At 63.6% G+C, this 13605-nt stretch carries 15 protein-coding genes and 1 pseudogene; 9 read left to right on the plus strand and 7 right to left on the minus strand.

Annotated features, from left to right (window positions below; translation table 11 throughout):
* Positions 1-100 precede the first annotated feature (100 nt).
* Positions 101-976, plus strand: coding sequence for a LysR family transcriptional regulator (locus tag DN824_RS17040; protein WP_138409603.1), 876 nt, complete (start codon positions 101-103; stop codon positions 974-976).
* Between the two features lie 70 nt (positions 977-1046).
* Here the strand turns inward: DN824_RS17040 and DN824_RS17045 are convergent, their stop codons facing one another.
* Positions 1047-1988 carry an alpha/beta hydrolase family protein gene (locus DN824_RS17045; protein WP_206666171.1) on the minus strand — a complete coding sequence of 314 codons (942 nt, stop codon included), beginning with the start codon at positions 1986-1988 and terminating at the stop codon, positions 1047-1049.
* 142 nt (positions 1989-2130) lie between these two features.
* On the opposite strand from DN824_RS17045, the gene DN824_RS17050 reads away from it, so the two are divergent.
* Complete coding sequence (locus DN824_RS17050) at positions 2131-2766, plus strand: TetR/AcrR family transcriptional regulator (RefSeq protein ID WP_138409604.1); 636 nt, start codon at positions 2131-2133, stop codon at positions 2764-2766.
* A gap of 216 nt (positions 2767-2982) precedes the next feature.
* Here the strand turns inward: DN824_RS17050 and DN824_RS17055 are convergent, their stop codons facing one another.
* Positions 2983-3192: a putative antibiotic biosynthesis monooxygenase gene (locus DN824_RS17055; RefSeq protein ID WP_138409605.1), complete on the minus strand. Its 210-nt coding sequence runs from the start codon at positions 3190-3192 to the stop codon at positions 2983-2985.
* A gap of 37 nt (positions 3193-3229) precedes the next feature.
* Positions 3230-3841 carry a glutathione S-transferase family protein gene (locus DN824_RS17060; protein ID WP_138409606.1) on the minus strand — a complete coding sequence of 204 codons (612 nt, stop codon included), beginning with the start codon at positions 3839-3841 and terminating at the stop codon, positions 3230-3232.
* Positions 3842-3942: 101 nt separating this feature from the next.
* Here DN824_RS17060 and DN824_RS17065 point away from each other — a divergent pair, with 101 nt between their 5' ends.
* From DN824_RS17065 to DN824_RS22940, 5 genes and pseudogenes are all read left to right on the plus strand, one after another.
* Entirely contained in the window at positions 3943-4365 is a 423-nt protein-coding gene (locus DN824_RS17065; protein WP_138409607.1) for a winged helix-turn-helix transcriptional regulator, read from the plus strand.
* 363 nt (positions 4366-4728) lie between these two features.
* The gene (locus DN824_RS17070) at positions 4729-5841 is read left to right on the plus strand and encodes an epoxide hydrolase family protein (RefSeq protein WP_138409608.1); all 1113 of its coding nucleotides are present in this window, start codon (positions 4729-4731) and stop codon (positions 5839-5841) included.
* A gap of 259 nt (positions 5842-6100) precedes the next feature.
* Complete coding sequence (locus DN824_RS17075) at positions 6101-6610, plus strand: DUF417 family protein (protein ID WP_138409609.1); 510 nt, start codon at positions 6101-6103, stop codon at positions 6608-6610.
* A gap of 4 nt (positions 6611-6614) precedes the next feature.
* Positions 6615-7298 (plus strand): FMN-binding negative transcriptional regulator, encoded by a 684-nt coding sequence (locus tag DN824_RS17080; protein WP_138409610.1) that lies wholly within the window; start codon positions 6615-6617, stop codon positions 7296-7298.
* A gap of 190 nt (positions 7299-7488) precedes the next feature.
* Positions 7489-7590: pseudogene (locus DN824_RS22940) on the plus strand (IS110 family transposase); the annotation flags it as partial.
* A gap of 112 nt (positions 7591-7702) precedes the next feature.
* Here DN824_RS22940 and DN824_RS17090 read toward each other — a convergent pair.
* The 4 genes from DN824_RS17090 to DN824_RS17105 form a co-directional block, all read right to left on the minus strand.
* The gene (locus DN824_RS17090) at positions 7703-8278 is read right to left on the minus strand and encodes a MarR family winged helix-turn-helix transcriptional regulator (RefSeq protein ID WP_174236533.1); all 576 of its coding nucleotides are present in this window, start codon (positions 8276-8278) and stop codon (positions 7703-7705) included.
* A gap of 170 nt (positions 8279-8448) precedes the next feature.
* Complete coding sequence (locus DN824_RS17095; RefSeq protein ID WP_138409611.1) at positions 8449-9795, minus strand: MFS transporter; 1347 nt, start codon at positions 9793-9795, stop codon at positions 8449-8451.
* Positions 9796-9889: 94 nt separating this feature from the next.
* On the minus strand, positions 9890-10828 hold the full coding sequence (gene kce, locus DN824_RS17100) for a 3,5-dioxohexanoate:acetyl-CoA acetone transferase (protein WP_138409612.1): 939 nt from the start codon (positions 10826-10828) through the stop codon (positions 9890-9892).
* A gap of 20 nt (positions 10829-10848) precedes the next feature.
* Entirely contained in the window at positions 10849-11772 is a 924-nt protein-coding gene (locus DN824_RS17105) for a 3-hydroxyacyl-CoA dehydrogenase family protein (protein WP_138409613.1), read from the minus strand.
* Positions 11773-11898: 126 nt separating this feature from the next.
* On the opposite strand from DN824_RS17105, the gene DN824_RS17110 reads away from it, so the two are divergent.
* Positions 11899-12936: an AraC family transcriptional regulator gene (locus DN824_RS17110; protein ID WP_138409614.1), complete on the plus strand. Its 1038-nt coding sequence runs from the start codon at positions 11899-11901 to the stop codon at positions 12934-12936.
* A gap of 136 nt (positions 12937-13072) precedes the next feature.
* Positions 13073-13603: a cupin domain-containing protein gene (locus DN824_RS17115; RefSeq protein ID WP_138409615.1), complete on the plus strand. Its 531-nt coding sequence runs from the start codon at positions 13073-13075 to the stop codon at positions 13601-13603.
* The last annotated feature ends 2 nt before the right edge of the window (positions 13604-13605 follow it).

The raw sequence follows: 13605 nt of genomic DNA on the forward strand, positions 1-13605 counted from the left end.
TGGTGCCTCTATCGGTCTGTGGGTGAACGGACGATAAGTCGTTGCAGCCATAAAACGCAGACCACAAACTGGAGATACCTCGTTCCAAAAATGGAACACCATGGATATCAACGCGCTGGTCGACTTCGCACTCGTGGCAACGAACGGAGGGTTGGGAAAGGCAAGCCGGGCGAGCGGCAGGTCGAAGGCGACCTTGTCGCGCCGCATCGCCGACCTCGAGGATCAACTCGGCGTGCGGCTGATCGAGCGCAGTGCCCGTGGGCTGAAGCTCACCGAAGCCGGCGAGCTGTTGATGGCTCGAACCGAAGGGCCGATGAACGAGGTGGCCGAAGCCATGACGGCGGCCCGAGAGGGCCTGTCCGTTCCACGCGGGCATCTGCGCGTGGCTTCCCCGGTACTGTTCGCGCAGCTCGCGATGGGGCGAATTGGCGCCGAGTTCTGCGCGGCCTACCCGGAGATCACGCTCGAGGTGGTGGCGGAGGACCGCGTGGTCGACCTCGTCGAAGAACGGTACGACGTCGCCATTCGGGTCAACCCGAGCCCAGACAGCGGCCTGGTCGGCCGCTGCTTCGCCAAGGACCGGATGGTGGTCGTAGCGGCGCCATCCACGCCTGCCCCGCCCCCCGGTGCGGTCAGGCAAGTTCCGGCCATCGTGTTCTCGAGCTTCCAGCCTACCCACTGGAACCTCGACGAAGGGCGCCTGGTGCTGGAACCTGTCCCGAGGCTGCGGTTTTCCTCATTCCTGACGATTCGCGACGCGGCTATTGCCGGCGGCGGCGCCGCCCTCATTCCGCAGTCCATCGCCTGGAACCCACTGGAGCGTGGCGAGCTGGTCCAGTGGGGAACGGTGTCGGGGGCGGACGCTTCGCTCTGGGTCCTGCACACCTCGAGGCGCCTCGCTGCGCCGAAGGTTCGGGCGTTCGTCGAATTCATGTGCGCCCGCTACCCGGACGCGTCGCTGGTGCTGACGGGATGATGTAAAGAGTCATGGTCGCTGCTGACCGATCGGCGTCATCGGTGAGTGACTACAGCGGATCGCTAGGACGTTAGGCCATGAAGCGCTCAAACCAATCCAGCATCGGCTTAGGGTTGTTCGGCAGGTAGTTGTATCCGTCGAAGCGCCGATGCGTGCCTTCGATCCAGATCAGTTCCTTCTTCTCAGCCGGAATGGCGTCGAAGATGGCCTGCACATCTGCCGGCGTCGTCAGCCTGTCCTCGCGTACTTGTAAGAGCAGGGTCGGGATATCGACCGCCGCCGCGTACTGCGGCATATCCATGTCCTTCAGGTCCATGCTGGTGACGCGGCGCAGTGCTTCCGCGACTTCGGGAAGCGCGTCAGGCATGCCCATGTGGCCCAGGAGGGTTCGATAGAACGAGCTCAGCGAGATAGGCTGTGGCGCGACGATCGCGCGAACCCCTTCGAAGTCGCCCGGGTGCTTCGTCATGCCCACCATCGTGGCGTTCATTCCACAGCATCGGCTGAGAAGGCCGATCTTCATGTCGCGCAGGTCGGATCGTGATCGAGCGTAACGCAGCGAACCGATCACATCGCGATACTCGCGAATGCCGTTTCCGATAGCACCACCACCGCCCGAGGCGCTATGTCCGAAGTTCCGCAGGTCGTACGCCAGGACGTTGTAGCCGGCATCGTGCAGATGCTTGTAGTCCGGCATGAAGTTGACTTCGATGTTATTGCCGCTCGCCGCCCATGCATCGCCATAGGGAGCGATGTGGCCGGGAAAGCCATAACGATTTGCCCAGATCGGATGGTTGGCGATGATCAGCTTGTCGCTATCGCCGGGGATGAACCAACCGTCGAGCCGGACACCATCGATCGCAGGGAAGTAGATGTCCGAGTATTCCAGGCCATCGTCTGCCGGATTCCGAATGATGGGCGATCGCAGGGGATTGACCATGGCCGAAACGAGCCCGGCGATCAGTTCGGCGCGAGACGGGGAAGCGTTCGAATGTTCATTCAGCTGGCTCATCTGTAAGTCTCCAGGGTGTGTGAGGTTGCCGGTCGTCGGCGATGCGAAAGGTGGGTCGATGCGTCGCCACTTTTACCGCTTGCCCTGCGCTTGCCGGGGCAGTGCTAGAATATGAAGGATTCTTCATGTTTGGCATTCGCATATGGCCAGAGCCAACCGTAACGCCCTGAACCCCAGAAAGACGCCTGCTCAAGGCCGGTCGAAGGTCACTGTCGATGCGATCTTCGAAGCAACCGTTCAGGTTTTGCTGGCAGATGGACTGCAGCGCCTGACCACCACTCGCGTGGCGGAACGAGCAGGCGTGTCGGTGGGAACGCTGTACCAGTACTACCCGAACAAGCAGTCGCTGCTCTTTGCGGTGCTCAAGCGACACCTTGAGCGCATAAGCCAGTCGATCGAAGCGGCCGCGCAGAGCTCACACAACAAACAGAAGGCGATCATGGTGCGTCAGGTCGTCAACGCCTTCCTGTCAGCGAAGATGGCCGATGCCGATGAAGCGAGAGCGCTGTATGCGGTAGCCAGCGAGCTGGACTCGCTTGAGCTGGTGGTTGAGGCCGCCAATCGCTGCAATGCAGCCCTTGCCAGTATGTTGGCGACTGCGCCTGACCAACGAATCCGTGATCCTGAAATGACCGCGCTCTATCTGTTTTCCGCAATGACCGGACCTACGCGGGCCATGCTGGAGGCTGGTGTCGATGGTGGGATGCTGGAAACACTGTCCGACCAACTTGAGCGACTATGTCTCGGTTACCTGGATCAGGTGGCAAAGGATCGTTAGCTCAGCTCTGACGGCGAGATGCATTCGCTACATGCTTTCTGCGAGCGGCGCTTTCGGCAATCCAGGTTTCAGGGCGCAGTGCTTCATGTTCCGTGTACTGAAGGATCGTTCGGTCGCGCGATCTCAACGCTCGTTCGCGAAGAGCGACGCCATGGCGCGCCCTCTGCGAGTACGGTTCGGCACCGCACCGGCCGTGAGGCACCAGGGCCCTGGAAACTAGCGATTGAGCAACGCTTGTATGGCCGGAATGATCGCAAACACCATCGCCAGCACGACGACCGGCACGATCACAAGATGGCGCTGCCATATCGGCCAGTCCCCGGCCGCTCCCTGCATCAGATAACTTAGCGCGGTCACAAGTGGATAGACAGCCGCGAACACCAAGAGGCAGAAGATTGATCGGGTAACGTGTCGCGAACGTAACATGAGTGTCTCCGTGGTTTCTGACAGGACGCCAGCGTCGTTAGTAATCTGCACTCGGACGTGCCCGGAAGCGGTCGAACCAGGCGTTGAGACGCGGATGGAAATTTCCGAACGGCAGATCGAATCTCTCGCGAGCGGTCTGAAAAATCGTGAACGTCGTAAAGTCCGCGATCGTCGGCTCGGCGCCGGCCAGGAAAGCGTTCTCCCCGATCTCCTTCTCCAGCACATCGAGAAGCTCCGTGACATAGCGATGCGTGCGATCCGCCGTTTCCGGGGACGGAGCCGGCTCCTTTGCCGGGAACGCATCGGTCCGGTTCCAGAGCCACAACTGACCGCGCGCAATCAGATCATTGCCAAGCCGCTCAAGCGACCGTACCCGCGCACGGGATAACGGGTCCGAGCCGATCATCGGGTTCGCGGGATAGAGTTCCTCCAGATACTCGACGATCGCCGCTGACTCTGTGATCGCAAGGCCTGAGTCGGTCACCAGGGTCGGGGCCCGGCCTGCGGGATTGATCTTCAGGTAACTGGCGGAGCGATGTTCGCCGTTCACATAATCGAGTTCGTAGCGCGGGACGTCGATGCCCTTTTCCGCCAGGTAAATGATGACGCGCCGAGGGTTCGTACCCTTCCGAAATTGATAGAGCAGCATTGTTCTAACCATCCCGCAGTTCGATGGTTACGAATCTATACTCTTGCGCAAAGCCCTGGAAGACAGCACATTTTTGTACTCCAGGCACACGGAGGGTACTCATGGTCAACACACTTCATGGTCGGAACTACGAGGAAACGGAGCTGGGACCGCGTCTGAAACCCTGCGCGCCCCACGACGTGCTATCGCGCATGGGCGACAAATGGACGATTCTCACGCTCTTGCTCCTCGCCATCGTTCCTGGTCACCGGCTACGGTTCTCCGCGATCAAGAACGGGATTGAAGGCATCACGCAGCGTATGTTGACGGTGACGCTCCGAAACCTGGAGCGGGATGGCTTTCTCGTCCGGCACTACTTCCCGGAAGTCCCGCCACGCGTTGAGTACGAGCTTACCGACATGGGTTCGAGCCTGCTGCCGGCCTTGGAGGGCTTCACCGGCTGGATAAGGGAGCACTGGCCCCTCATCGAAGAGGCACGCCGCACTTTCGATGAAGAACACCATCGTCGGACGGGAGGGAAATAATCGCCCCCGCCCTGCGCCTCACGCTCGGCAGCGCCGCGTTCGACAACATCCACACGGCATTGAGCACACGGCTGCAAACGCTGGAGGCCTACCGGCACGAGGCGTTCCAGGCCGACAAGCCCTCGGCCTGAACCACGAGCAACGCAGGCCCGTAACCGGGGCCTGCCGAGAGATCGTTTCGCACTCACCAGCGCGTGCAGCAGGTGGAGCCAGGAAAACCGGCGTTCCACGCCTTGAGTGCCGGGCCCACCGTCTGGGAGCGGGTCCGGTAGCGGATCGGGCGAGCGTTCCTTGTGCGATCCAGCGCGGTTATCTAACGTGGCCAGCACCGATTCGATAGCTGCAGCGCCCCGAGGATCGATCATGATCGTCCCTTTCGAAATGCCCTACGACGCGGAGCAGGTCGCCGACCTTCGTGCCCGCCTGGCCCGGACGCGCTGGACCGACTCGGTCGTCGACGACTGGCGCATGGGCACCGAGCGGGGTTTTCTCCGCCAGCTGGTGGCGTTCTGGGGCGACCAGTACGACTGGGCGCAACGCCGCGAGCAGTTGAATCGACTGCCGCACTTCCGTGCCACGGTCGATGGCCATGGGCTGCACTTCCTGCATTTTCGCAGCGACGCCAGCCACGCCATTCCACTGCTGCTGATGAATGGCTGGCCGTCCAGCTTCGTCGAGTTCCAGCGTCTCGCACCGCTCCTGACCCAGGGCTCGCCGGCGTTCGAGGTGGTCATTCCGACGATGCCCGGGTTCGGCTATTCGGACATACCGGAGGTGCCTTACGGAGCCGAGCCCGTGGACCTGTATCCCCGCCTCATGTCCCTGCTGGGCCACCGGCAGTTCATGGTGGCCGGAACCGACATCGGCTCCGGCCTCGCGACCCGGATCGCCCTGCACCACCCGGACCGTGTCATCGCGGCGCATGTATCCGCCGTCGCCCCCAAACCCCTGGCGAAGGACAGCCCGCCGCAAACGCCCGCGGAAGTCGACTACGAGCATCGGCTACAGGCCTGGAGCCGGGAGGAAGGGGGATACCAGGCGATGCAGAGCTCGCGGCCCCAGACGCTGGCCTTCGGTCTGGCCGATAGCCCGGTCGGGCTGGCGTCGTGGATCGTCGAAAAATTTCGCGCCTGGACCGACTGCGACGGCGACCTGCTCTCGGTCTGGCCGCTCGAAACGCTGCTGGACACGCTGATGATCTACTGGACCACCAACACCATCGGCTCTTCCATCCGCTACTACTACGACGCCACCCGGTTGCGCCCGCCCCTCGCGGCCGACGACTTCGTCCGCGCGCCGACGGCGGTCGCCATGTGGCCGCACGATCTCGCCCTGGCGCCGCGGGAACTGGCCGAAAGGCTCTACAACGTACGGCACTACACCGTCTTTCCCCGTGGTGGACACTTCCCCGCCTGGGAAGCGCCGGACCTCTATGCAGAAGACCTGCGAAAGATCGCGCTGACCGCCGCCCCGTGAGGTCGCATCGCTGATCCCCGTTCCCGCCTGCGTGGGGCCTGAACCTCCCTTGGCGCTGCAGCCGAAAACGCAGCACCGCTCGACGAAGCCTTCAATCCCTGCGCCCCACTCCACGCCTTCATGCCCAATGCCGGCGCCCGTCCCGCTCGCCCGCGCTCAAGCGGAAGGAGGTCATAGCGAAATATTCTATGCGCGGCGCATGTAAATATTAGCCGTCTAGATATATGCTTTACGCATACATCAACAGCGGAGATTACCCATGCATGCCCTCGCCAACGTCCAAGCCATTCCCGACACCGCCCTACCGAAGCTCGCCAAGGTCAGCCGAACGATCGCGCTCACCGGTGCGGTGCTGCCCCTGCTCCTGATCGGGCTTCTGAAATTCACGCCCATAGAAGTCGCGGCGCTGAAACCGCTGATCAGCGGCACGCCCTGGCTGGCCTGGCTTTATCCGGTGCTTGGCGAGGCCGGAGCCTCCTACCTGCTGGGTGTCGTGGAGATATTCACGGCGCTGCTTCTCATCGCTTCGCCATGGTCCGCCCGCGCAGCCGTTGCGGGTGGTCTTCTGGCAGCGCTGATCTTCCTGACGACCGTTTCGACCATGCTCGTACTGCCGATATGGGAAGAAGCCTCGGGCGGTTTCCCCTGGCTCAACTTCCTCGGAACCTTCCTGCTCAAAGACGTCGCGCTGCTGGGCGTGAGCCTGGTGATTCTCACGGAAGGGCTTCAGCGGCTGCGCGAACCCGCCCTCCAAACCCAGGGGAGCTGAAGCCATGCATTACGCCGAATACAAGCAGCACGACCCTTCGCTGGTACATGAAATGGTCAGGACCTTTCCCTTCGCGACGATTCTGGTGAACGGCAGCAACGGGCCACTCGTGGCCCAGGCGCCCCTCACGCCGCGTTCCGGCGAGGGCCCCGCGGGAGCGGTCGAGTTTCACCTCGCGCTGGCCAATCCGATTACCGGGTCACTCGTACCCGATGCTCCGGCAACCCTCCTGGTGCAGGGCCCGGGGGCCGCCGTCTCGCCCAGCTGGTACACCGCGAGCTTCGCGGGGCCGACGCCGGACCGGAGCAAGACGGCGCCGACCTACAACTACCTGAGCATGGTCATCCGCGGGCGCCTGAGCCTGATGGACGACCATGCGCTGCAGGACCAGATAAAGGATCTGGTGCTCGCGAACGAGCCCGCCGATGGCTGGCGGATCGAAGAGCTCGCCCCACACCTCTGGGCAGGCTGGCGCAAGGCGATTCGAGGCTACCGGCTGGAAGTCACCGAATTCGACCTGACCGCCAAGCTCAGCCAGGGCGACTCGCCTGGAGACAAGCCGGGCGTGGTCCAGGGGCTACGCCGGCGAGCGCTGCAGGACGACGCGACGATGGCCCGACTGGTCGAGGGCTACGACGGCAGCGCCGCATCGCTTCATGCGCTGTTGAACGATTTGAGGGTGCGGTAGCGGGCGGTCGGTAATTTCGTCCGCACGCTGCGACTGGTGATTGCGGGGGGTCTTCGCGGTCAAGACCGCTCCCATAAGAGCATCCCGCGCCCCATACCAGTTCGTAGGGTGGATCACGCTTCACCGATCCACCCTTTCGACGGGACGGTGGATGGAAAGAGCGCCATCCATCCCTACGCAACTGTGACAACGCGGGAAATGCATCAAGGTCGCCCTGGTGGCTTGCGTGCATATGCTCTTGATCAGGCTGAACGCGATGCTGCGCGACAACACTCCGTGGAGGACTGAACCAGTTAACAAGGCAGTCGCTCCCACGAGGCCCTGTGGGAGCGGTCTTGACCGCGAAGGGCCAGGGCACACAAGGCCCACGGGTTGCACTGTCGGCATGAGGCGACAACCCAAGCCTAACCCTCGTCGGAGCGGTCCTGGTCGCGAACGGCGTGCCGGGTCTCTGCGGGTGGGCATTCACCGGCGCCCTCTTCCAGCGCCGCTCCGACCGGGCAATTGGTGCAGACGCCCGGGTCGCACAGCCGGCACACCGAATAGGCCTGGTCCAGGTCCCGCACCAGGCCGCGAAGGAGCTTCTCGGTGAGCAGTCCGAGCGTTTCCAGCTCGATGGGGCTCAAGGTCTCCAAAGCATGGGCGATGTGGTCCTGACGCACCGCCAGGACGGCCTCGCAGTTCGCCCTCCCGGCTTCGGTCAGATGGAGCGCGACGGCACGTCGATCCGTTGCGGACGGCCTCCGCTCGACCACCCCCTCCGCGACGAGCCGGTCGACCAGCCGTACCGCGCCGGGATGGGACAGCCGCAAGGCCCGCCGCAAGCGCTCGATCGTCATGCCGGGCTCATGGCCCAGCAGGGCGATCGCAGCCGCGGCGGGGCCGGCTTCGGGCGCCTGGTTCTGGGTGCTCTGGAGCACGCCATCGGACAATGCGAGCGCCAGGGCGCCCACCATGTTTTCGATTTTCAGGTTTCTCATTGCGCAACTGTATGCTTCGAACATAGAAATGCAAAGAGATTTCCCGAGTAAACGGCCTTGGCGCCGGACAATCGGCCAGGCGAAGCAACCTCGGATGGCGCCCCGCGCTTTCACGCGGGAGCAGAAGTCCTAAGCGAGCCGTACCAACCGAATCCGACATGAGCCCTGCGCTACCCCACCCGCACCGCCCGGGCGGGCAAAAGCAGGAGGATTGCCAGCCCGCCGGCCAGCATCAGCACCGCGATGGTGAAGATGCCGTTGTCGAGGTTGCCGGTCAGGTCCTTGATGAAGCCGAGCAGCGACGGACTGACGAAGCCGCCGAATACGCCTATCGAACTCACCAGCCCGATGCCCACCGCCGCGTTGGCCTTGCCCAGGTAGGTGGAAGGGATCGCCCAGTAGGCGATACCGGCGCCGAACTGGAAGAAGGCCACGAAACTCAGCACCACCAGGCTTGCCAGAAGCGAGTCGGTGAGGAACGGCGTGCTGGCCAGCCCGACCGCGCCGATGATCAGGGACCCGCCCACATGCCAGCGTCGCTCCCTGCGGCGATCCGAACTGGCGGACACCAGAATCACGCCGAGCGCCGCGAAGACGTACGGGATGGCCGAATACAGGCCGATCGCCCCCACGTCGGTGACCCCAAGCCCCCTGACCATGGTCGGCAGCCAGAAGGTGAAGGTGTAGTTGGCACAGGCCGTGGTGAAGTAGATGAACGCGAGCAGCCACACCCGGATGTCCAGCGCGGCCACGAGAAGCTTGCCCATGATGCGGTCGTGGCCGCCTGCCGCGCCGCCGTTGTCGTGCTGCATCACGGCTTCGACGACCTTCTTCTCCTGTGGCGTGAGCCACTTCGCCTTGGCGGGCGTATCGGCCAGGCAGAAAAAGCACACCACGCCCAGCACGGAGGCCGGCAACCCTTCGACGAGGAACATCCATTGCCAGCCGCTGAGCCCGGCCAGGCCGTCCATGTGCGCAATGATCCAGCCTGAAACGGGGCCACCGATGATCCCCGCCAGGGGGATGGCCAGCATGAACTGCCCCGTCACCTTGCCGCGGCGCGTCGTGGGGTACCAGTAGGTGAGGTAGAGGATGATGCCGGGGAAGAAACCGGCCTCGCAGATGCCGAGCAGCAGCCGCACCGCGTAGAACTGCTCGGGTGTGGTCACGAACATGGTGGAGGCGGAGACCAGGCCCCAGAGCACCATGATGCGCAGCAGGGTAACGCGCACGCCGACCTTTTCCAGCCAGAGGTTGCTCGGCACCTCGAAGAGCAGGTAGGTGATGAAGAAAAGCCCTGCGCCCAATCCATAGACCGCCTCCGAGAAGCCCAGGTCCGCGCTCATCTGCAGCTTGGCGTAGCCGACGTTGATACGGTCCAGAAACGCCATGAAGTACGCCAGAAACAGAAGCGGGATGAGTCTCCAGGTGATCTTCCGGTAGATGGCATCCTCGATGGCTTTTTCACGCGGAACTGCCACGCCGTCCTGCGGCGCGGTGGCGATATCGTGGCTCATGTTCACCTCTTTTATTGTTCTTCTGGATGTTCAAACGGGCCGGACGGCAAGGCTCCGGCGAGCGGCCGTCCGGCTGGGCGGCACGCGTCCGGCGCTAGAGATTGATCTGGTTCCTGCCCTTGAGGCCGAGGATCTGGCGCGCTTCATCGGGCGTCGCGACGTCGAGGGAAAGCTCCTCCAGGATGCGCCGGATCTTCCGGACCTGGTCGGCGTTGCTGGCAGCCTTGGTCCCCTTGGCCAGGTAGATGCTGTCCTCGAGCCCTACCCGGACATGCCCGCCCATGATGGCGCCCACCGTGAGCAGCGACATCTGGTGCCGGCCCGCCCCGAGGATCGAGAACTCGTAGCTGGAACGCCCGAACAGACGATCGGCGACGGTCCGCATCATGGCGAGGTTTTCAGGATCGGGGCCCATTCCGCCCAGGATTCCGTAGATCGACTGGATGAAGAACGGCGGCTTGATCAGCCCCTCGTCGACGAAATACGCCAGGTTGTAGAGGTGGCCGACGTCATAGCACTCGAGTTCGAACTTGGTCCCGGACTCGCCGAGCTCGCGCATGATGTGCTGGATGTCCTTGAAGGTGTTGCGGAAGATCAGGTCTTCCATGCCTTCGACGTAGGGCTTTTCCCATTCGTGCTTCCAGTTCCGGATCTTCCTCGCGACCGGATGGATGGAGAAGTTCATCGAGCCCATGTTCAGCGAGCACATCTCCGGGCGCAGCTTGAGCGGATAGGCCAGCCGCTCTTCGAGCGTCATGCGCGTGCTGCCGCCGGTGGTGATGTTCACCACCGCGTCGGTGCGCCTGGCGATCTCGGGCACGAACTGGTCGAACAGCGCAGTGTCCGGCGAAGGTCTTCCGTCCCGCGGGTCCCGGGCGTGCAGATGGACGATCGCCGCGCCGGCCTCCACGGCCTCGATCGCCTGGGTGGCGATCTGCTCGGGCGTGATCGGCAGGTGCTCGGACATGGTGGGCGTATGCATCGCCCCGGTGACGGCACAGGTGATGATGACTTTGCGATTGTTGTTGTTCATGGGCAGGTTCTCGACAGGCGTCAGTCCGTTCGGGACCGAAGGGTGGTGATCAGGCGCATGGCCAGCTCGTTGCGCACGCCTTGCGCCTGTTCGGCGGTCCAGCTGCGCAGTCCGCGTCCGCTGTTCATCCCCATGTGCCCCTGCTCGAGCAGGGTGTTCACCAGCGGATTGGGCGAGGTGTCGTTGCACAGGTGCGGGAAGATCACCTGATGCACCTGCTGGGTCAGCGGAAGTCCCACCAGGTCGGCATTCTCCATCGGCCCGAGGAAAGGCAGGCGCATGCCGAAGCTCTGCTTGACCACGACGTCGATGGTCTCGGCGCTGCAGACGTTTTCCGAAAGCAGGTGCAAGGCCTCTCGCCACATGGCGTGCTGGAGCCTGTTGCCGATGAAGCCGGGAACGTCGCGCAGGACCTTCACGGGGGATTTACCCAGGCTCAGGATGAGCTCGAAGGTGTCGTCGAAGACGGCTGAAGAAGTGAACTCGGCGCGAATGACCTCCACCAGCGGCACCAGATGCGGCGGGTTCCACCAGTGCGTGCCCAGCAGGCGCGCGCGCGCCTGTTCGCTCAGCGTGGCACCGATGGCGGTAATGGGGATGACCGAGGTGTTGCTGGCGAGGATGGCGTGTTCCGGGGCCAGCTGGGAGAGCGTTTCGAACAGTGCCTGCTTGAGTTCGAGCCGCTCCGGGATCGCCTCGATGACGATATCGGCCGCGGCCGCTGCCTCGGGCAGCGCGGGACAGAGGAGGATGTCGTCGAGTATTCCGGCGGGCTCCACGCCCATCTGCGCCAGGTTGTGGGCGATTCGTGACGGCGCCTGCTCGAGGACCTTCGCGTCGGGATCGTGGAGGGAAACCCGGTGCCCGGCCTGCGCGAACACCTGCGCTATGCCATGGCCCATCAAGCCTGCGCCAACGATGCAGGCATGAAGTCGTTTGCTCATAGTGGCTCCGTCTTATACGGCCGAAACGGCCTTCTTGTCGGAACCATGCTACGAGCGTAGGGTGCATCCAGTAAGGTTACAACCGGACACAGCCAGGTCTTTTTCGGACATCAGCGGATACTTTTCATGCCCGTCAGTCATCCCGTCCTCCTGAATCAGCGGCTCTTCGCCCCCTACAAGATCGCCGTCCTGGTCGAGACGGTCGCCGAGCAGGGCATCGCGCCCCAGGCGGTGCTGGCCGGGCTGGACCTGAGCGAGGAAAGCCTGGCGGACCCGAGCACCCTCGTCTCGATCCGCCAGTACATCGACGCCTGCGAGAACGTGATCGCGGCGGGCGCGGAGCCCTCGACGCCCTTCAGGGTGGGCGCGCGGCTCCACCTGTCCGCCTACGGGATGTACGGGTACGCCCTGCTCTGCTGCCCGACGATGAGGGACTACTTCGATTTCGCCGTGAAGTACCACGCCCTGGCGACCCCGACGCTGCACATCAGCTGGCGGGAAACCGAACAGGCCGCCATCTGGGAGTTCACCGATATCCACAAGAACGCGATGGGAGCCGAGGTTCGGAGATTCCTCATCCGCCAGCAGATGGCGCAACACGTCACCCACGTGCGCGACGTGGTCGGCGCCAATGCCCTGCCGCTGCAGGCGTTGATCTCCTTCCCGGCCGACGGTCTCGAACGGGTCCACGAGCAGTACCTGGGCTGCCCCTGCCTGTTCGACCAGCCGGTGGACGAACTGCACTACCCCCACGCACTGCTGGACGAGGCCCCACAGCTCGCCAACCGCCTGACCGTCAGCATCCTGCGCGACACCTGCGATCGCCTGATCGGCGAAGCGAAGACCTCATCGGGCGTTGCCGGCGAGGTCTACCAGATCCTGATGATGACCCCGAATCAATTCCCCGGCATGGAGGCGGTGGCCGACCAGCTCAGGATCACCACCCGCACGCTGCGGCGCAAACTGGTCGCGGAGCAGACCAGCTACGGCTCTATCCTGGACGACGTGCGCTGCAGCCTGGCCACTGAATACCTGCGCACGACCCGCATGAGCACCGAGGACATCGCGGCCAAGCTGGGCTTCAGCGACAACACCAATTTCCGCCGCGCCTTCAAGCGCTGGACCGGAAAGTCGCCGCGCCAGGTGCGCGACGAATCCAGATAACCGCGTCGCTGTCCGTTTTTGATCCGCACGCTTTCCGTTTCGGACCTCGTTTCGCTGCCAGCCCGTTCGTACCATGGGCTCAGGGCCTGCGGACATGCCTGCAAGGCCCCTCCAACAACAAGAGAGAGTCAGATCCATGCCTATGCCCGTACGTCGCATCGTGACCCACAACAACGCCCAGGGCCGCTCACAGGTCCTGACCGACGCCATCGCCGACAACTGCACCGGCACGCTCACGGAACTCTGGACGACGGGCAGCGAGCCCCACGACCACGACACGACGATCGACCACGGCGCCACCTCGCCGTCGCTGCTGCCTCCCGCTGGCGGCACCGTGTTCCGCTACTTCGAGATCCCACCCGCGTCGCAGAGCGCGCACCTGAGCACGGAGGAACGGGCGAAGAACTGGGCCGACCTCTTCCAGCGCATGAATGCTCCCCATATCCAGCCGGACATCAGCCGCGACCCGGGCATGCACAAGAGCGATACCACCGACTACATCATCCTGCTCAAGGGCTCGATCACCCTGGTGCTCGACGAGGGCGAAGTCGAACTCAAGCCACTCGACGTGGTGGTTCAGCGGGGGACCAACCATTCCTGGGTCAACCGCGGCTCGGAGAACGCGCTGCTCATGGGCGTACTGGTCGACGCCCGCACCGGCGCCTAGCT

The sequence above is a fragment of the Stutzerimonas nosocomialis genome, from assembly GCF_005876855.1.
GTDB classification, from domain to species: Bacteria; Pseudomonadota; Gammaproteobacteria; order Pseudomonadales; family Pseudomonadaceae; genus Stutzerimonas; species Stutzerimonas nosocomialis.